This is a genomic window from Ruegeria sp. BHSB064 (assembly GCF_059613205.1).
Genome location: NZ_JBXWSB010000033.1, coordinates 1 through 18,874, shown reverse-complemented (window position 1 = coordinate 18,874; position 18,874 = coordinate 1). Strand labels below are relative to the sequence as shown.

14 protein-coding genes are annotated in these 18,874 nt (G+C 56.1%); 5 read left to right on the top strand and 9 right to left on the bottom strand.

Going from position 1 to position 18,874, the window contains the following annotated elements; all coding sequences use genetic code 11:
* Nucleotides 1-2: 2 nt before the first annotated feature.
* The 6 genes from AC2FNU_RS10300 to AC2FNU_RS10275 form a co-directional block, all read right to left on the bottom strand.
* Nucleotides 3-1,682, bottom strand: a complete 1,680-nt coding sequence (locus AC2FNU_RS10300; protein WP_496787935.1) for an ABC transporter ATP-binding protein — start codon at nt 1,680-1,682, stop codon at nt 3-5.
* A 5-nt stretch (nt 1,683-1,687) separates the two neighbouring features.
* The gene (locus AC2FNU_RS10295; RefSeq protein ID WP_480800516.1) at nt 1,688-2,770 is read right to left on the bottom strand and encodes an ABC transporter permease; all 1,083 of its coding nucleotides are present in this window, start codon (nt 2,768-2,770) and stop codon (nt 1,688-1,690) included.
* Nucleotides 2,771-2,842: 72 nt separating this feature from the next.
* Entirely contained in the window at nt 2,843-4,207 is a 1,365-nt protein-coding gene (locus AC2FNU_RS10290) for a CmpA/NrtA family ABC transporter substrate-binding protein (protein WP_496787933.1), read from the bottom strand.
* 270 nt (nt 4,208-4,477) lie between these two features.
* Entirely contained in the window at nt 4,478-5,647 is a 1,170-nt protein-coding gene (locus tag AC2FNU_RS10285; protein ID WP_496787930.1) for an ABC transporter substrate-binding protein, read from the bottom strand.
* Nucleotides 5,644-6,228: an ANTAR domain-containing response regulator gene (locus tag AC2FNU_RS10280; protein ID WP_496787928.1), complete on the bottom strand. Its 585-nt coding sequence runs from the start codon at nt 6,226-6,228 to the stop codon at nt 5,644-5,646. Before AC2FNU_RS10280 ends, AC2FNU_RS10285 begins: the two co-directional genes overlap by 4 nt.
* Nucleotides 6,229-6,472: 244 nt before the next feature.
* On the bottom strand, nt 6,473-7,573 hold the full coding sequence (locus AC2FNU_RS10275) for a class I SAM-dependent methyltransferase (protein WP_496787926.1): 1,101 nt from the start codon (nt 7,571-7,573) through the stop codon (nt 6,473-6,475).
* Between the two features lie 199 nt (nt 7,574-7,772).
* On the opposite strand from AC2FNU_RS10275, the gene AC2FNU_RS10270 reads away from it, so the two are divergent.
* Entirely contained in the window at nt 7,773-8,495 is a 723-nt protein-coding gene (locus tag AC2FNU_RS10270; protein WP_496787925.1) for a response regulator, read from the top strand.
* On the opposite strand, the gene AC2FNU_RS10265 is transcribed toward AC2FNU_RS10270, so the two are convergent.
* The gene (locus tag AC2FNU_RS10265; RefSeq protein ID WP_496787923.1) at nt 8,492-9,886 is read right to left on the bottom strand and encodes a sensor histidine kinase; all 1,395 of its coding nucleotides are present in this window, start codon (nt 9,884-9,886) and stop codon (nt 8,492-8,494) included. The two genes, AC2FNU_RS10270 and AC2FNU_RS10265, sit on opposite strands and share 4 nt — an antisense overlap.
* Nucleotides 9,887-10,149: 263 nt before the next feature.
* Here AC2FNU_RS10265 and AC2FNU_RS10260 point away from each other — a divergent pair, with 263 nt between their 5' ends.
* The 4 genes from AC2FNU_RS10260 to AC2FNU_RS10245 all read left to right on the top strand — a co-directional run bounded on the left by AC2FNU_RS10260 (nt 10,150) and on the right by AC2FNU_RS10245 (nt 17,342).
* Nucleotides 10,150-11,952 (top strand): type I secretion system permease/ATPase, encoded by a 1,803-nt coding sequence (locus AC2FNU_RS10260; protein WP_496787922.1) that lies wholly within the window; start codon nt 10,150-10,152, stop codon nt 11,950-11,952.
* A 38-nt stretch (nt 11,953-11,990) separates the two neighbouring features.
* Nucleotides 11,991-13,322, top strand: coding sequence for an HlyD family type I secretion periplasmic adaptor subunit (locus AC2FNU_RS10255; RefSeq protein WP_496787920.1), 1,332 nt, complete (start codon nt 11,991-11,993; stop codon nt 13,320-13,322).
* Nucleotides 13,323-13,647: 325 nt separating this feature from the next.
* Nucleotides 13,648-14,259 (top strand): hypothetical protein, encoded by a 612-nt coding sequence (locus AC2FNU_RS10250; RefSeq protein ID WP_496787919.1) that lies wholly within the window; start codon nt 13,648-13,650, stop codon nt 14,257-14,259.
* Nucleotides 14,260-14,570: 311 nt separating this feature from the next.
* The gene (locus tag AC2FNU_RS10245; RefSeq protein WP_496787917.1) at nt 14,571-17,342 is read left to right on the top strand and encodes a calcium-binding protein; all 2,772 of its coding nucleotides are present in this window, start codon (nt 14,571-14,573) and stop codon (nt 17,340-17,342) included.
* 278 nt (nt 17,343-17,620) lie between these two features.
* Here the strand turns inward: AC2FNU_RS10245 and AC2FNU_RS10240 are convergent, their stop codons facing one another.
* Nucleotides 17,621-18,373: an amino acid ABC transporter ATP-binding protein gene (locus tag AC2FNU_RS10240; protein ID WP_496787915.1), complete on the bottom strand. Its 753-nt coding sequence runs from the start codon at nt 18,371-18,373 to the stop codon at nt 17,621-17,623.
* 9 nt (nt 18,374-18,382) lie between these two features.
* Nucleotides 18,383-18,874: ABC transporter permease subunit (locus AC2FNU_RS10235; RefSeq protein ID WP_496787913.1), on the bottom strand; the 492-nt coding region annotated here is incomplete at its 5' end.

Genomic DNA, 18,874 nt, shown 5'->3' with positions numbered 1-18,874 from the left:
TTTCACTCCGCTGCAATTGCCTTGGGGGCGGGCGTCTTTGGCTTAGCGCCGTGTTCGTATTCTTCGAGGAAATCGAGGACCTCCTGCCGGTAGGCGTAGTAATCAGGGTGTTCCAGCAGCGCCTTGCGCGTGCGCGGACGCGGCAGGTCGACCTTGGTGATCTTGCCAATCGTCGCTTGCGGACCATTGGTCATCATCACCACCCGGTCGGCCAGCAAGATCGCCTCATCCACGTCATGGGTCACGCATATTGCCGTCACCTTGGTACGGGACCAGACCTCCATCAGCACTTCCTGCAATTCCCAGCGTGTCAGGCTGTCGAGCATCCCGAAGGGTTCATCCAGCAACAAAAGTTTGGGGGACAGAGCAAAGGCGCGGGCGATGCCGACGCGCTGTTTCATGCCGTTAGATAGGTCTGAGGCGGATTTGTCCATCGCGTCAGCCAGACCAACGCGTTCCAGATAGTATTCGACCACGTCTTGCCGCTCAGCAATGCTGGCCTTGGGATAGACCTTGTCGACTCCAATCGCGACGTTTTCCTTGGCGCTGAGCCATGGGAACAGATTAGGCGACTGGAACACGACGGCACGTTCAGGATCAGCGCCTTCAACGTGGCGGCCATCCAGCTTGATCGCGCCTTTCGAGATGTCGTTCAGCCCGGCGGCCATGGTCAGAACCGTAGACTTGCCACAACCCGAATGGCCGATCAGCGATATGAACTCGCCCTTGTCGATTTTCAGGTCAAAGTCCTCGACAACGGTCAGCGGACCTTTGGGTGTCGGATAGACCTTGTGCAGTTGCGAGAAGTCCAGGAAGCGGTCCTGGATCATCCCCTTTTGCGCCTCAGCCACCGCAGCCGGCACACCGTGAATTGGAGTCACATCGGGCAAGATGCGAGAGCCTTCGACCTTGGCCTCGATTCCCACATCCATAAGGTATTTGGTGACGTCAGCACGCAGGCGCTTGAAGGTTTCGTCGTTGTTCATGGCTCCGCGTTCGCGCGGGCGCGGGATCGACACGCGAAACTCTTGGCCCAGCGTGCCATCAGGGTTCAGGGCAATGATCCGGTCGGCCAGAATGATCGCCTCGTCCACATCATTGGTGATCAGCACGCAGGTCTTCTTGTCGGCTTCCCAGATGTGCTCGATCTCATCCGCCAGATTGGCGCGGGTGAGCGCGTCGAGCGCTGACAGCGGCTCATCCAGAAGCAGAACTTCGGGGTTCATCGACAAGGCGCGCGCCACGTTGACCCGCTGGCGCATCCCGCCGGACAGTTCCGCCGGGCGGCGCGTGGCCGCGTGGCTGAGGCCCACCATCTTGACATAATGCGCGACCTTCTCGGACTTCTCGGTCTTGCTGAGGCCGGGAAAGACTGTATCGACCGCCAGCCCCACGTTGCCGCTGACCGTTAGCCACGGCATCAGCGAATAATTCTGGAAGATCACGCCCCGTTCCGGGCCGGGGCCCTTAATTGGGGCACCCTTGAACGTGACCTCTCCGCTTGTCGGGCTATCAAGTCCGGCCATCAGGTTGATCAGGGTCGTCTTGCCGGTGCCCGAGAAGCCGAGGATCACCAGAAACTCGCCCTCTTGCACGTCCAGATCGATTCCTTTCAGCACATCGGTGCGCGCGGTGCCCTCGCCAAAGGATTTCGAGGCGTTCTTGAAGCTCAGAATGCTCATCGTGCTCACCGGTTGTTCGTGAAGGTGAAGAGGGATTGCAGTGCGTACATCACTCGATCCAGCAGGAAACCGATGATGCCGATGGTGAAGACCGCAACCATGATCTTGGCGAGCGAGCTGGACGAACCGTTCTGGAACTCATCCCAGACGAATTTGCCCAGACCGGGGTTCTGCGCCAGCATCTCAGCCGCGATCAAGACCATCCAGCCGACACCAAGCGACAGGCGCAAACCGGTGAAGATCAGCGGCAGCGCTGATGGCAGCACCAGCTTGGTGATCTTGGTATAAGTGTTCATTTTCAGAACTTTGGAGACGTTCACCAGATCCTTGTCGATGGACGCCACACCCAGTGCGGTGTTGATCAAAGTTGGCCACAGCGAACACAGCGTCACGGTGATGGCCGAGATCAGAAAGGATTTGGCGAACCAGCCGTCATTGGTGACGTAAACCGCCGAGACGATCATGGTCACGATCGGCAACCATGCCAGCGGCGAGACCGGTTTGAAGATCTGGATCAGAGGGTTCAACGCGGCATTTGCAGTCGGTGACAATCCAGCAGCAATCCCAAGCGGAACGGCCACAACGGTCGCAATCAGGAACCCGAAGAACACGGTTTTGATCGAGGTCCATATTTGCTGGTAGTAGGACGGCGCACCGGTATAGGCGACTTGCTTGACCTCATCCGCGCGGCCCGCATCGATCAGCTTCTGGTTCCGTTTCTCGACCATCGCCTCGAACTTGGCGCGTTTGGCAGCCTTCGCCTGCGCGTCCTCGTTGAGGTTGATCATTTCTTCCCAGACCTGAGCCGGTCCGGGGACTGCACCCAGAGAGGTTTGCACTTTTGGTGCCAGTGTCGCCCACAACAGCAGAAACGCGCAGATCGACAGCAGGGGGACGACCAGCAAGCGCCAGATCTCGGTCATCTGGGCGCGGGGGTTGTCTCCGGCGGCAGCCTTCAGAACAGGGGTGGCCCAGCTGAGGCCAAGCACCTGAAACCACTTGTCTGCGGCGTTGATGCGGGTGAACAGGCGGGCGCGGCGCGCCTCTCGGGCTGCGTCAGCGTTGAATTCGGGATCGACCGTTGTCATCTGGGGTGTCCTTGCGATGGCGGGGCACTGATTGGGCCACGCCCAGCAGATGCCGGGCGTGGATTTTCGGGATTAACCTTGCACGTCCGAGCCGACGATCTTCTGATCGCCCTTCAGACCAATAGACAGGCTTTCGAGATAGGCGTTGGGGGTACGGCCGTCATAGGCGATGCCGTCGATGATATCCTCGGCTGGGGTCGGTGCTTTGTAACCATCGCTCTCCCAGGGGAAGTCGGCCTCATTCGCCAAGCCTTCGTCAACCAGCAGGCGCGCGGCTTCCAGATAGATCTCGGGCTTGTAGACGGACTTTGCGACTTCATCATACCAGCCGTCTGGTTTCGCTTCGGGGATCTGACCCCAACGGCGCATCTGAGTCAGATACCAAACAGCGTCCGAATAAAACGGGTAGGTCGCGTTGTAGCGGAAGAACACGTTGAAATCGGGAACTTCGCGCTTGTCGCCTTTCTCGTATTCAAATGTGCCGGTCATCGAGTTGGCGATCACGTCGTAATCCGCGCCCACATATTCCGGGCGGCTCAGGATTTCGACAGCTTCCGGGCGGTTGGCGTTGTCGTTCTCATCCAGCCACATCGCGGCGCGGATCAAAGCCTTGGTCACGGCCAGCGTGGTGTTGGGATATTCTTCGGCGAACTCGGCAGTGATGCCAAAGACCTTTTCTGGGTTGTTCTTCCACAGTTCATAGTCGGTGATCACCGGTACGCCGATACCCTTGAACACAGCCTGCTGGTTCCACGGCTCACCCACGCAGTAGCCGTAGATCGTGCCGGCCTCCAACGTGGCGGGCATCTGCGGCGGAGGCGTCACCGACAGGAATACATCCGCGCCGATCTGACCGGTCACGTTTTCGGGGCTGTAGAAACCCGGATGCAGCCCGCCCGCGGCCAGCCAATAGCGCAGTTCGTAGTTATGAGTCGAAACAGGGAAAACCATGCCCATGTTGAAGGGCTTGCCTTCGGACTTGTATTTCTCGACCACCGGAGCCAGAGCCTCGGCGCTGATCGGGTGCTGCGGGCGACCATCCTCCATTTTTGGGATGTTCGGCTTCATCTCTTCCCAAACCTCGTTGGATACGGTGATGCCGTTTCCGTTCAGATCCATCGAAAACGGAGTGATAATATGGGCTTCGGTCCCGTACCCAATGGTCGCAGCCAAAGGCTGTCCGGCCAGCATATGTGCACCGTCCAACTGCCCGTCGATCACACCGTCCAACAGGACTTTCCAGTTGGCTTGCGCTTCCAGCGTCACAAACAGCCCTTCGTCCAGAAAGTATCCATTCTCATAGGCGACAGCCAGCGGCGCCATGTCGGTCAGTTTGATAAAGCCAAAGGTCAGTTCGTCTTTTTCCAGTTCCAACTCGGCCAGTGCCGGAGACACAAGCGCCGTCGTTGCGGCGAGGCCTAAAAGAAGCTTTTTCATCTCGATCCCTTTCGGTTCAGCCCAACCCTATGGGCAAACAAAAAAGCCGCCGACACAGTCCGCCGGGAGGAGGTGGCGGATGGTCGAGCGGCTTTGCTCTTGTAAGGTGCCCTGGATTGTGGGCGAATTCCGTCGGTAGGCGTCGTTGCCTTCCGATGTCCCGATTAAGTCAGTCGCGCAGCGGGACGTCATCAATTTTCGACGTTTTCACCTCGAAAATTCTGCATTGCAGCAAAAAGAAATGCTGCGCTGCAAAAATTTTGTGCAAACTTACCCGGCAGGCTCGAAAATGCGCCGGTCGAAAAAAACATTCCGAGACAGAATCAGGCTGCCATTGGCCGAGGCGACCACCGTCGACTCGGGCAGAGCTCCTTCAAGTTTCTCGGACGCGCCGGGGGTTTCGACGCCAAGACCCTGCAACTCGCGGCGATAGAGATCACTGCGAAAGACCTTGGCGGCTTGTCGTTCCGCAGTTCCGGCGTCCAGCCCGTTTCTTTGCGCCAATTGATGCGCGACCCATTTTGCCTGACTGCGCCAAGGAAAGGTGGCAGCACCGTCAAAGAACTCGACAAACCCATCGACATGGCGTTGTTCGCCGCGCGCCGAGATCGTGAATTCGCCCATTAGCGCACGGTCGATCAGTTCGGGCGAGACGTTGAGATAGGATTTGCGCGACAACATCTCGGAGGCAGTTGTTCGGCTGTCTGCGTTCGACAGCCAGCGTCCCGCGCGCCAAACGGCCCGCATGAGGCTGCCAAGCAGGTGTGGTTCGGTTTCAGCCCAGTCGTTTCTAACCGCCAACACCTTTTCAGGTGCGCAGGTCCAGATTGCCCTGCCGGGCAGCAGCAATGCGCCGACATTGTCATCTACAGCGAATGAACCCCAGGGTTCGCCCACGCAGAAGGCGTCGATCTCGCCTCCCGCAAGTGCCTGAGCCATGAGTGGTGGCGGAACGGTGCGGATTTCGACCTGTTTCGCAGCAAGCTCGGTTCCGGCAACCCAATAGCGCAGCAATTCAACATGCATTGAAAACGGAAAGGGCACGCCAAACACCAAAACGTCACCGGCAGCCTGTGCCAGTGCAGCCCCAGCCGCAGCAGCATCGGTAAAATCAAATCCATAGCCCTGGTCGGCCAGTCGCCTCGCCAATTGGGTTCCAACACCTATGACGTTGCCGTTCAGAGAAAGGACAGATACTGCGGATAGCGGTGTCGCGATGCCACCAAGACCCAAGGCCATCGCAACGGGGACAGGCGACAGCAGATGTGCCGCGTCCACATGTCCAAAAGCCAGCATGTCGCGCAGAGAGGACCATGACGGGGCCGGGCGCAGGTCCAGCGAAATACCTTCGGCATGGTCAAATCCCATCTCGCGCGCAACGATCAGCGGGGCCGCATCAACCAGGGGCATATAGGCGACGGGAAGGGTCACGGTTCTCATGACAACAACCCCGACGCAGTCACTAAAGCCTCGGCCACTTCTGCAACTCGGCGGTTCTGGTTCATCGCGGTTTTGCGTAGCAGGGCGTATGCCTCATCCTCGGAAACGCCTTTGGCTTTCATCAACAAACCTTTGGCACGGTCGATTACTTTGCGTTCTTCCAATGCGCGGCGGGTCTCGGCCAGTTCCGTACGCATCTGACGCAGCACCTGAAACCGGGCGATTGCGGTATCGATCACAGGTTTGATGCGCTCGGCTTGCAAACCGTCGACCACATAGGCCGACACACCAGCTTCAACGGCAGCTTTCGCCAACCCGCCCGCCGCGCCTGAGACAAACATGGCCACCGGCCGCTCCATCGGACCCGAGGCAACGGTGAGCTCCTCCAGCATGTCGCGCGAGGGATTATCGATGTCGATCAGAACGATGTCTGGGCTATGCGTTGCTATTTTACGTGCCAGCCCGGAAAAGTCGCCAATGACAGAGACGTCTACGTCTCCGAATTCTTTCAAGGCATCTACAATTTGGAATGCACGTTCTTGGTTCTGCTCAACCACAACGACAGTCAGGTGTTGTTTCATGAGGACCTAATTGGGCCCAAGTTTCATCGATCTCAATTTTAGCGTCATCGACCTTTGCATCAGGCAGCATGGTCGCTCAATTTATCAGCTCTTTATTGGATGAAGAGGAACGTTTGCACAGTTTTTCTGCGTGTCTGAAAGAAACTTTCAATCGGATCTTCCGCTATCAAAGCGATGAACGTCATTACTTCAGGTTTCGGCTGAATAACCCACTGAAGCTGGTCTTGCGACTGTCAGTGTTTTGTTACGTTCTCCGCAGAACAACAACCAGATGCCAAATCTCGCATGCATATTTGCGCGTCTCAGCTTCATACAGACGTGCGAGACGGTTGTAGAACTCGGTCATAAGCTGATCGAGCGTTTCAGTTTTGTCGCAGTTGGGACCGAACAATTGCGTTCTCAAAGTGGAGTCACCGAAGGCCCTAATGTAACCGACGTACTTCTTGGCATAGGTAATTGGGTCGCCAATATATTCCTTGAAAATATCGTCGGCTTTGACCGGGGCGGGATCCACACTGATCCGGCAGATTTCGAACGCATCCCTCAGGTCGGCGTGCGTCTCTAGCGCATGGCGCGCTTCTGCCGCTGTCATGAACCACAATGAGAACAAAAATGAATCGAGGCTTTTCGCACTAATCAGACCGTCGTCTGTCATTGTCTTTGCAACATCCTGAATCGCGCGATATATGCCACGGCCCGATGCGGCGACCCCGCTTTTTTCGGATGGATCGGGGACTGAACCAAGTGTTCCGACCACAAGGTATCCCCCCGTGCGCAATTCTTGCGCCCGCTGAAGCAGGAAACGCGTCCAGTCTTTTTGCGCGATCCGGTTGACGGTTTCCCGGGCATCGCCTTGCAAATCAGCAAACCAGATGGTTCCAGGCGAATGCAGGTGAAGGCCCTGGCTCAGCCAATGGCTTGCGAAAATACATGTGCCAATAGAAACCGACGCCGGGGATGCCGCGGGGTCATAAAAGGATCCGATTGCGGCTTCAGTGCGGATGTTCTTGGAGATCTGTGCATAACCTTCCGGGCTATCGACCAATTCAAATAAGGTGTTCCAATCATTGCCAACCTGATCGGAATGGCAAACGACGATTGGCAAGTTGCTGAACTTCTCTACACTCGCTTCTATGGCAGGCTTGACCATTTCTATGGAATTGACACCCGGCCCGCACCCATAATCCACGATTTTGAACTCGTTCCCGGGCTCGTCCATTTCGGAAACCAAATTTCGCACAAGTGGGTTCAACAGACGAACCAATTGCAGTTGCGCGGAAGAGTTTTCGTTGTAGTCGACCATGCCCTCGGTCGATTTTCCCGATTGAATTTGCTGATCAGGCATGTGCTGGCCCTCAATACGTCAACGGCTGCTAAATGTAGAAACAATACGGATCCGGAAGCGGCTTGTCAGGTCAAACTGTTACTGTCCTTCCTGATTCAACGTCTTCAGGCCTTGCACCACTTGGTGGCTGCGTCGTTGACACTGTGCAATGCCCGATGCTGTTATCACGGCGGAAAACATCTTCTGAGGAACATACAGAATGAATGATGCAGCGGACGGCTCTACCATTATCGATGGACGGATTCTCATCTGCGACGACGATGTAGAGTTTGCCGAGAACGTGTGTGTTTTCCTGCGACACAAAGGCTACCAGATTGAACACGTGCCAAATGTACCCGCGGCTCGGGAAAAGATAGACACCGAGAATTATGATCTTTTTCTGTTGGATCTTGTCATGCCCGGCACAAGCGGGAAAGTGCTCTGTCGCGAGATTGCCTCGCGTCTTGATGCCGGGATCATCATGATCAGTTCGGTTGACGACGATGCCGAACGCATTTCATTGCTGGAACTGGGCGCGGACGACTACATTATCAAACCTTTCAATGATCTTGAACTTTTGGCGCGTATTCGGGCGCTTATGAGACGTCGGCAAACGGGTCAAAAAAGCCAAAAACGTCTGAACCGGTTTGGTCCTTGGGAATTGGTGGAGAATGAACGCCACCTCAAACACGATGATGGGCGCGTGATCACCCTGACTTCGAGTGAAGCGCGCGTTATACGCTTTTTCGTCGAGAACTCGGATGTGCTTTGCACGCGGGAAGATCTTTTGGCGGTCGCGCGCACGCGGCAGCATGGTGGGGCAGGGGACCGCAGCGTCGACGCCTTGATCAAGCGGTTGCGGTCCAAGATTGAAAGCGACCCTGCCAACCCCGAACATATCCGCACCGTCTGGGGTCAGGGCTATATTTTCCGGCCGGGCTAATTTTGCTTATCAATCGGCAGGAACACGCTCGCCCTCAGACCTCCGCCTTGCCGGTTTTCCAACGATACAGTGCCACCCTGATCGACGACAATGGTTCGTACAATGGCCAAGCCAAGGCCGGTACCGGGTTCCGTAGCGCCCAGTCTTTGGAACGGTTCAAATGCAGTCTCTAACTGCTCGACCGGGATGCCCGGCCCTTCATCGTCGATATGAATTGCGGCCATGTCATCTACTCTGGTCAGAGTAACATTTGTACGACCGCCAAATTTAACGGCGTTCTCCAAGAGATTCCTCAGAACTCGGGTCAGCGCATTGTGACGCCCGTTCACTATGGCAGATTGCTCGATGCTGTAGGTCACGTCGCGACCGGCATCAACCTGCTCTTCCACCAGAGCTTCGATCAATGAGCGCAGATCCAATCGCGCAAGATCTCCATCGTGATGCGTTTGGCGATTGAGGTCGGTGACAGAGTTCACGATTTCGCTGAGGGTCTCCAACCGCTTGAAAAGCTGCTCTTTTGGGGCCGTTGGCTCCAGTTTTTCGATGGCGTCGTGCATCCGGGCAATCGGCCCTTTCAGGTCATGCCCAAGGCTGCGGAGCAAGGTGGTCTTGTATTCAAGCGCCAGAACAATCCGGGCCTCCATACGGTTGAACGCGATGATCGTATGGCGGATGTCTATGGCACCTGTCTCGATCAGCGGGCCGACCTCTTCACCCCGGCCAATCAACTCGGCATTGACGGCCATGGCGCTCAGCGGGCGCATGACTTTCTGGATGAGAAACGCAAGAATACAGAGCAGGGTAAGTGCGACGAGACTGTCGATGGACCCAACAACGACCAAGGGTGCGATGCTCTTGTTTTGCATCAGCAAATAGCAGTTCAGCCAATCCTCGTCATCTTCAAGCCGGACCGAGAAAACGCTTACCAGAAACGCGTCAATGCTTTTTGCGTCGAGGGGTTCGCCCGCGTGGCTCTTGAACAGTTGCAACAGCGCGCTTTGGTCTTTTCTGGCGTCAATGACCGTCTCCGCCACGGACAGTTCCGCGACAGCGATCCCTCGGTGTTCCAGCCGCGCCGCCAGCCAGTCTGCCATGTTCGGGCGTTGGCGGCCATTTGCCAGAGCGGATGCTGCATCCTGCGTACCTACTCTGACGCTCCATTCCGCGGGAAAGAAACCAAGCGCTGCTTCGGCGCGGTCGTCAGGCGGCACGCGGGCCAGGGTTGAAACGACCTGAGCAAGAAAGGCATCGCCCCGATTTCGGATCTCTTCAGCACGTGAATTGCGGATCTGGACAACGTCAGTGACAACCGAGAACACGCCGACAATCGCCCAGCTGATGAGCACGATGCTCATAACCTGTGTTCGAAGTGTCAGATCATTCCAGCGCATCGCGTGTTGGCTCCTTGTGCCATCCCCTTAGGTTGGACGCTAGTTCAATTTCTGCCGCTTTCCCAAGCGGAAATTGCATCTGTGGTGCAGCCGTTGATGCGAAGGGTTTTGGCACTGGTCCAGAACATCGCTGAGCGTGCGGTTCATCCATTCTGTTCCGGTAAGGGCAGAAAAGCCAATTGAATCAAAGTGTGACAAAACCTTGGGCCTGTCGTGTGCGGCCTCCAAGTATCACTCACAGACAAATTTTTTGGAGACCCGTTATGAAATCGCATTCGTCCGTTCACCCGCAACTCGCCGGCGCGCGTCGCGCACTTCGCGGCAACCTGATCGCCACTGGTGTGTTCAGCGGTGCCGTGAACCTGCTGATGCTGACCGGTCCGATTTTCATGCTGCAGATCTATGACCGCGTCATGTCAAGCCAGAGCGTGAATACCCTTGTGGCCCTCAGTACGCTTGTCGCCGGTCTGTACCTTTTCATGGCCTTGATTGACGGTGCGCGCACCCGCGTTCTTGTCGCCATGGGTCATCGTTTCGAACAAAGGCTCTCAAAAACGGCGTTCGACTGTTCGCTGGCAGAACCTTCGCTTCGTCGCACATCCGGCAACCCGGCTGCGGCCATTCAGGATGTCGAAAAAATCCGTGGCTTCCTGTCCGGTCAAGGTGCCGGGGCGCTGTTTGATTTGCCTTGGATCCCGGTCTATCTGGGTCTGGTTTTTGCCATGCACATCTGGCTTGGTCTGGTTGGTGTCATTGGGGCAATCGCCTTGCTGGTGATCGCTGTTGTGACTGACATCAAGGTGCGCGCAGCCGCCTGTGTTCAGGCGCAACATGCTGGCAAACGCAGCCGTTTGGCAGAAGCAAGCCGTCGCAATTCCGAGATGGTGCGCGCCATGGGTATGCAGGCCAATCTTGGCAAATCGTGGCAGGACATCAATGACCTTCACCTGGGCGCAAGCGCAAAGGCGGCCAATACGGTTGGTGTTTCAGGCAGCTTTACCAAGGTCTTCCGTCTGGCCCTTCAGTCCGGTGTGCTTGCGGTTGCGGCCTATCTGGCCATCCACGGGCAAATCTCGGCAGGTTCGATTGTTGCGGCCTCTGTCATCATGTCTCGTGGCCTGCAGCCGATTGAAACGCTTGTCGGCAGCTGGCGCAGTCTGGTGGCCGCGCGTCAAGCCTGGGCACAGTTGAAGGACACTTTGTCCAGCGAAGAAGACGAGGCCAGAATTTCTCTGCCCAAGGCCGAGAAGTCTCTGACCGTGACCGGCCTGATCGCCGCGCCGCCTATGGTGACATCGGCTGTTCTCAAAGGCGTCGGTTTCGATATGAAGGCCGGAGAAGCACTTGCTGTGATCGGTTCGACCGGCAGTGGCAAGTCGACATTGGCCCGCACGCTGGTTGGTGCATGGTCGGCTGCGAAGGGCAGTATCAGCCTAGATGGTGTGCCGATTGATCAGTACCTGCCCGAAGAGCTCGGCCCGCAGATCGGCTTTCTGCCGCAAGATATTGAGCTGTTTGACGGAACAATCGCCCAGAACATCGCGCGCTTCGATCCTGAGGCGCAAGATGAGATGGTTATCGCCGCTGCCAAAGCCGCCGGAGTGCACGAGCTGATTGCAAGCTTCAAAGACGGCTATGCAACAGCGGTAGGGGAGCGTGGTGCCGCCCTGTCTGGTGGTCAGCGTCAGCGTATTGCACTGGCCCGCGCACTTTATGGCAATCCGTTTCTGGTGGTTCTGGATGAACCCAATTCAAACCTGGATGCGCAGGGCGAAGCTGCCCTGAACCACGCGATCCAGGCCGCCAAAGCGCGCGGTGCGATTGTGATCGTCATCGCCCACCGGGCCAGTGTGCTCGGGTCTGTCGACAAAGTCCTGATTATGGACGACGGCCGCGCCAGTGATTTCGGCCCCAGCGCCGAAGTGATGGAGCGTCTGCGTCAACGCAATCAGGCGGCTGCCGCACAGGCCCGTCCTGCCGCGCAGCACCCGGCTCAGGTGGCACAAAGCCAGCCTCAGAAGACGCAAGAGACCACTGACGAAACCCCTGTCGCTGCTGCGGGCTGATCCAGCCCTGCGCAGCAGCCAATCAAATGGAGGAAGTTATGAATACCAATTCAAAACCCAACACCCAGTCTGACGCTTTTGTTGACCGGTCGTGGAAATCCATCGGCTTTGGCCTTGCCGCAATTGCGGCACTGGCGCTCGGCTTTGGCGGCTGGGCCGCAACCGCCCGCATGTCCGGTGCCGTTGTAACGAGCGGGAATGTCGTAGTCTCTTCTGACCTGCGGGCTGTTCAACACCCCGATGGCGGTATCGTCGGCGAAATCCATGTCAGCAACGGGGATCGGGTCGCCGCCGGGGACGTTGTTCTGACACTCGACGACAAGCTCTTGTCGGGCAGTCAGGTGCTGGTCGATGACCGTCTGATCGCCGTTGAAGCCCAGTTGTCGCGTCTGATTTCCGAACGCGATGGTTTGAACGAGATCGAACTGTCTGAAGAACTCGCCGCGCGTAAGGATATCCCCAAAGTGCAGCGCGCTCTGGCGACCCAGCGTGCTGTTATGGAAGCCCGCCGTCTGTCCAGGGAAGGTGAAGTTGCAGCATTCGAAGAACGGATCACGCAGACGGAACAGGAAATCGCGGGTCTTGAGGCACAGTATGAGGCTTCCTTAGAAGAGATCGACCTGATTGACAGCGAACTGGAGGGGCTGACCCAACTCTTTGAGAAGGGGCTGACACCCGCGAACCGGATTACATCGCTGAAACGCCAGCGCAGTGGATTGCTGGGCAACAGCGGTGGGTTGACCTCAAGGATTGCGGTTGCGCGTGGGCGTATCAGCGAAACCAGGATCAACATCCTGCAGTTGGAAAAAACTTTCCGCGAGCAGGTCATGAACGAGATTTCTGCGCTGGAAGTTGAGCTTGATGGTCTGAAGGAGCGCCGGGCCGCCGCAGAACTGCAACTGGCGCGCGTTGAAATCCGGGCACCGGCAGATGGCATCATCCACGAACTGGGCGTGCATACTGAAGGAGGCGTTGTTTCGCCGGGCGAGACTCTGATGCAGATCGTGCCTGAAAACGACGGTCTCGTGGTCACGGCGAGTGTCATGCCGCAGGATATCAACAATGTCTCGGTTGGTCAGGCAGCGACGGTCGTGATCTCAGCATTCGACCAACACATCGCCCCGAGGTTTGATGGCAATGTCCAGTTTGTCTCGGCCGATCTGAAAACGGATCCAATGACTGGGATGCCATTCTACGAGGCGCGTGTGGCATTGGATGAAAACGCGGTTGATACTCTGGCTGACCTTCAGCTGAGTTTGCTGCCCGGCATGCCAGCAGAAGTGTATATCGAGACCGGCGAGCGGACATTGTTCCAGTACCTTGTCGATCCGCTCAGCAAGCAGATCCGGACCACTTTCCGCGAGGTTTGATCTGCGGCTCGAAAAAACAGAATGCTGGCACGTTTCAAGACGTGGCAGGACAACGTAACCAGCGTCAGAAATGGCGCTGGTTTTTTCAATTTTCGTATCTCTGAAGACCCTCAATTGCGCCGGACAATTTGGTGGGGGTTACAGAGGTTTCAGAGCAGAAAAATCACAGCCTCCGGGAAGATTTTTGTCATACTTTGTAACAATTTACGCCGTGAATTCGCATTGAATGAAGCGGTTGGGACAACCACCTTGTTTGTATACCCGAGGAGGACGTTTCCAACTGATTTTTGGGTGCCAAGTAGCAACTTTAATGAGGAGAATACCAATGACTATCAAGACACATACCAACTTCGAAATTGCGGCCGATGACGTCATCGCTGTGACCCCGATCATGCCTGATCCCCGTTGCGGCACCGAGGTGCCTCAGGATGGTCAGGATCTGACCGCGGTAACGCCGCTGCCAGCCGATCCGCTGGTTGCCGATCCCATCGAAGACCTGGTCGCAGTGGCCCCTCTGCCGTATGGCGCAGTGCCTGCCGGTGAAGGCGACGACCTGGTTGCAGTAGCTCCGCTGCCTTTTGGCGCAGTGCCTGCCGGTGAGGGCGAAGACCTGACCGCTGTGACCCCGATCATGCCTGATCCCCGCTGCGGTACTGAGGTGCCTCAGGACGGTGAAGACCTGGTTGCAGTCGCACCGCTGCCCTATGGCGCGGTTCCTGCCGGTGAAGGTGAAGACCTGATCGCAGTGGCCCCTCTGCCCTATGGTGCAGTTCCTGCTGGTGAGGGTGAAGACCTGACCGCTGTGACCCCGATCATGCCCGATCCTCGTTGCGGTACCGAGGTTCCGCAGGATGAAATGGAACTGTCGGCAACGACACCTCCGCCGCTGTGCGAAATCGTTCCGACTGACAGCTTCTTCGTCGATCTGGTCGTTTGAATGGAGCGAAAAAGTAGCGATCCTCTATCGCTGCAAAACCAAACTCCGAGCGCTTTTGTTTCGATTGAAACAGGCGCTCGGTCAACCAAAAGGAAAGCCAAGTATTTTACCGGCTGGAGCCTGAAACGGCACCAGCCGGATAGCGCGTTTTAAGTCGTAGCGGTTTCATTTTTGTCATACTTTGTAACAGGTTACGGGTCATTTCCGCGTTGAGATTACACCCGCGAACGACCACATCTTCCTTATGATCTGCGATGAGAATTGGCCCGATCTTCGTGTGCCAAACATCCAGAATAGTGAGGAGAAAGAAGATGAAATATTCAAACAAATCCAACCACCATCCCTTTGCGATGGGTTCTGTCAACTCAGATGAAGTTATCGAAGAGCAGAACGAAGAGCTTCTCTCGGTGAAGACGAGCGGTGAACCGCTGGAGTCTTCCGGGCAGGTTTCGCTTGCTGGCCCCGAGGCATCAGCCTTGCCCAAGGTCGTGGCGGACTCGTCCGATGACGTTCTGCCGCCGCGCATGGTCAATGGAATTGATACCGAGATTGGGATGACACCCGATCAGATGCACTTTGACAGCTACGATCATGAGTATTGGTCCTTGAATTGGCAAGAATATCCCCACAACTGGAGCCGGATCGACGTGACCGAAAAGGTCATCGCCGGCGGCGTCAAATGGTTGGGGGAGAACGAGACCCACTTCACCAATGACATCTGGCATCACTTTGACCACAAGAAAGGCGGCACAAAAGACATCGTCTATCGGGTCGAAGCAGGCGTCATCGGGAATGACAAAGGCAATGTCATCTATGGCGCAGACATGCATCGCGGAACTTCATACCAGCACGACGATAAGATCTTCGGCATGGGTGGAGATGACATGATCTTCGGCCGCGCTGGCAATGACACACTCAGCGGTGGGTCAGGTAACGACTATATCGATGGTGGTGCTGATGACGACGTAATCTATGGTGGCACCGGCAACGATATTCTGTTGGGCGGGACCGGCGTAGATGTGCTTTATGGCGGTGCCGACAATGACTGGCTTTATTCCGGTAACAGGGATGGCCAGGTTGGTCATGACCAGTTGTGGGGCGGCTCTGGCTTCGACACATTCGTGCTTGGCGATGCCAATACGCCCACAAACGATGGCAAAGACTTTACAGACTACATGGCCGATGGATTGTGGTCAGGCATGGGTGCGGCCGCCAGTGCCATATTGCCTGGGCCGATGGGCGGCTTGGTGAGTATGTTCTTCGGATTGGGAGACGCGCTTTCAAATATGGGCGGCACTGCCGGTGGCGAGTTCCAAGATGGCAATGCCACGCATGTGCGTGATTTCGATCCGACACAGGATACGATCATCGTTCCATTGACCGAGCACAACTTCGACGACATCACGTTCCAGTATACAGGTCTGCCAAGGGAGCAGGCGTTCCGGATCTATGATGAATCGACAGACACACCCAATCTGATCGCTGTCATCTACTGGGACCAACTCAAAGGCTCCTTCCCCTCAAGTTTGAATTGGGATGATCTATCCATCCGTCAGGCTTGGGCGAAGCAGGTCGTCGAAAGCGCGCTTTTCATCGACAAAGACGGTGTCGACATGAAATCAGGCCAGTCCTTTGATTTGCCGAACGGATCGCTTGACGCATTGGGCAGCAGCAAGTTCCTGATGCTGGGTGCCTATGGCGGTACCGAGATCTATGGGAAAGCCAATGCTGACTACCTCTTTGGTACGGATTACGGCGATATCATTATGGGATATAACCGGTTCGGCCAAGACGGAGAGGAAAGTAAAGCCGGCGATGACAGCTTTTGGGGCTTTGGCGGCGACGACCTTTTCATCGCCGGGTCCGGCTTTAACCACATCTATGGCGGCGACGACAATGATACCATCGCCTATCTGGATGCCAGCAATGGCGTCACCGTGGACATGCGCAAAGAAGACGGCAATAGCTACTTTGAGGTGAACGGCGTCGAATATGACGGTAAAACAAGCGATAAGTGGCGTGACTATGTCTACGATGTGGAAAATGTCATTGGCAGCCAGTTCAATGACCATCTGATCGGCGATAGCGGCGACAACATCCTGAACGGTTTGGACGGAAACGACATCCTGGATGGCGGCGAAGGCAACGACACACTGGTTTCGGGTGAAGGCAACGACACTTTGACCGGTGGCCTCGGGAAAGACACTTTCGTTCTGAACGGTGGTCAGAATACGATCACCGATTTCGACGCCAACGAAGGCGACCGGATCGAGATCGACCTCGACGCTTACGGGATGACCGGCTGGTTCGATCTGGACCACCGCATCGAAAACGGTCAGATCGTGCTGTTCAGCAAAGCGACCGGTGAGGACATCGTGCGCTATGACGATGACGGAAACGGGTTTGACCCGTCCTATATCGATCTGCGCAGCCTTCAGGGCAATGAAATTGTCTACGAACCTGCCTATGCTTCGAACACGAAGGCGTGGTTCGAGAAGTATGGCAACCGGATCGATGTCGTAGTTGATGACACTGTTCCAAACGTCGATGGGACCGATAGCTGGGACTATATGGTTGCCGACAGCGGCAGCGGTCTGGTGACCCTGAATGGCGGCGGCGGTGACGACTACATCGTTGGTGGTGCACATAATCAGGCGGCCAAGCTGTTTGGCGATGATGGCAACGACATCCTCCTGATCCGCAAAGGCGCGATGGTCGCTACCGCTGATGGCGGTGCGGGTGATGACGTCATCATCCTGAACGCCGACCAGACGTTGAAATCAGGAATGGTGCAACTGACCGGAGGTGAAGGCAGCGATACTTTTGTCTTTACTGGTCCTAGCTACGCGGGTGTTACTCCGGGCATTCTGGACTTTGACGCAGATGACTCGATCGTTTTCGATCTGGCCGGATTGGGTTTGACCTCGCTTGACCAGCTGCACTTTGACTACTCCAACGGCAACTGCACAATCAGCGCCAATGGTGAGACGGTTGTGAATGTTCGTAATGTACACAGCGAATATGACATCATGCAGCAGATCAGTGAGCTGACGTCACAGCAATCTGACGATTGGGGTCTTTGATCCGTATCTTCGAAAAATCGCCCCAGCCGGCTTTACCGGCTGGGGTTTTTTGGTTCTTTGGTGTCCGAAGCGCTGACGGGCGGTCGATGTGAACAGAGAGTTGCGTGACATCCTGATCCAACCATGGCTGAGTGCCAATTCAGCCCGGCGCTTTTTTGGAACAATTAAACTCGCAAATCGTCGAGCCCGCGTTTTGATCAAGGATGAGTTGCGAAGCTCATTCAAACCGATCCGCAATCAACCGCGCGTGCGGTGGTCGGCAATGCCCTCCCTTCAACTCAAAGAATTTGGCTCAGAAATTCCTTTGTGCGCGGGTCCGTCGCTTGATCAAAAAACGTATCCGGAGGGCCATGTTCAACTATCACTCCACGGTCGGTGAAATAAATATGATCCGCGACTTCGCGGGCAAACCCCATCTCGTGAGTAACTAGAATGCAAGTCATGCCTTCGGATGCCAGATCCTTGATCGTGACCAGCACTTCTTTCACAGTCTCTGGATCAAGGGCGGCGGTTACTTCATCAAACAACATCACCTCTGGGCGCATTGCCAACGCACGAGCAATTGCAACCCGCTGCTGTTGACCGCCAGACAGTTCGCCGGGATAGGCGTTTTCCTTGCCTTCCAACCGCACCTTCTTCAGCAACGCGCGGGCGCGTTCCTCGACCGTGGCGCGGTCTTCTTTCAATACCTTCAGCGGTGCCATCATGATGTTTTCCAGCGCCGTCTTGTGGGGGAACAGGTTGTATTGCTGAAAAACGATCCCGACCTCGCGCCGCAATTTCAAAGTGTCGAGCTTTGCGTCATTCACTTCTATCCCGTCCACCAGTATCGAGCCGGCATCGATCTCGTTCAGGCGGTTGATGCAGCGGATCAAAGTCGACTTGCCAGACCCCGACGGGCCAATAATGCAGACCACCTCGCCCTTGCGTATGCTCATTGAGATACCCTTGATCACCTCAAGCTCGCCAAAGGATTTGCGAACATCCTTCATCACAACCAGCGGGTCACCCAATGTATGTGCAGCGTTCATGCGGACCTCTTACAGTTTGACGGAAACGCGGCGTTCCAACCATATCGTAAACCGCGCAATGGGGTAGCAGTACAAAAAGAACATCACCAAGGCGAAGCCATAGAAGGGCACCAACAGCTCGGGCTGGTTGTTCTCGGCGCTCATCGCCTGGCGGGACAGGGTGATGATCTCTTCGACGCCAAGAAGCGAACAGAGCGGCGTCGCCATCGTCAGGATCGCGTACCAGTTCATCCAGGGCGGGATCATCCGTTTGAAACATTGTGGCAACACGATTTCGTATAGGGTTTGACGACGCGTAAAGCCCAAGGACTCCGCGGCCTCCCACTGCCCTGAAGGAACAGAGACAACCGCGCCGCGTACGATCTCGGAGATATTGGCCATGATAGGCAGCGACAGTCCAAACACCGCTTTCATCCAGGCGGGGATGCGAATGGTCTGACCAAAAACCTCGATTTGAAACGGAACGGCAAGCAGCACGATAAACAGCAGTACCAACCAGGG

What these genes read in the sequence shown, in the direction of transcription:
- AC2FNU_RS10270 (WP_496787925.1), top strand. Translation starts at nt 7,773, where the DNA reads ATGAATGATGCAGCGGACGGCTCTACCATTATCGATGGACGGATTCTC.
- AC2FNU_RS10290 (WP_496787933.1), bottom strand. Translation starts at nt 4,207, where the DNA reads ATGAAAAAGCTTCTTTTAGGCCTCGCCGCAACGACGGCGCTTGTGTCT.
- AC2FNU_RS10295 (WP_480800516.1), bottom strand. Translation starts at nt 2,770, where the DNA reads ATGACAACGGTCGATCCCGAATTCAACGCTGACGCAGCCCGAGAGGCG.
- AC2FNU_RS10245 (WP_496787917.1), top strand. Translation starts at nt 14,571, where the DNA reads ATGAAATATTCAAACAAATCCAACCACCATCCCTTTGCGATGGGTTCT.
- AC2FNU_RS10265 (WP_496787923.1), bottom strand. Translation starts at nt 9,886, where the DNA reads ATGCGCTGGAATGATCTGACACTTCGAACACAGGTTATGAGCATCGTG.
- AC2FNU_RS10300 (WP_496787935.1), bottom strand. Translation starts at nt 1,682, where the DNA reads ATGAGCATTCTGAGCTTCAAGAACGCCTCGAAATCCTTTGGCGAGGGC.
- AC2FNU_RS10250 (WP_496787919.1), top strand. Translation starts at nt 13,648, where the DNA reads ATGACTATCAAGACACATACCAACTTCGAAATTGCGGCCGATGACGTC.
- AC2FNU_RS10285 (WP_496787930.1), bottom strand. Translation starts at nt 5,647, where the DNA reads ATGAGAACCGTGACCCTTCCCGTCGCCTATATGCCCCTGGTTGATGCG.
- AC2FNU_RS10240 (WP_496787915.1), bottom strand. Translation starts at nt 18,373, where the DNA reads ATGAACGCTGCACATACATTGGGTGACCCGCTGGTTGTGATGAAGGAT.
- AC2FNU_RS10260 (WP_496787922.1), top strand. Translation starts at nt 10,150, where the DNA reads ATGAAATCGCATTCGTCCGTTCACCCGCAACTCGCCGGCGCGCGTCGC.
- AC2FNU_RS10275 (WP_496787926.1), bottom strand. Translation starts at nt 7,573, where the DNA reads ATGCCTGATCAGCAAATTCAATCGGGAAAATCGACCGAGGGCATGGTC.
- AC2FNU_RS10255 (WP_496787920.1), top strand. Translation starts at nt 11,991, where the DNA reads ATGAATACCAATTCAAAACCCAACACCCAGTCTGACGCTTTTGTTGAC.
- AC2FNU_RS10280 (WP_496787928.1), bottom strand. Translation starts at nt 6,228, where the DNA reads ATGAAACAACACCTGACTGTCGTTGTGGTTGAGCAGAACCAAGAACGT.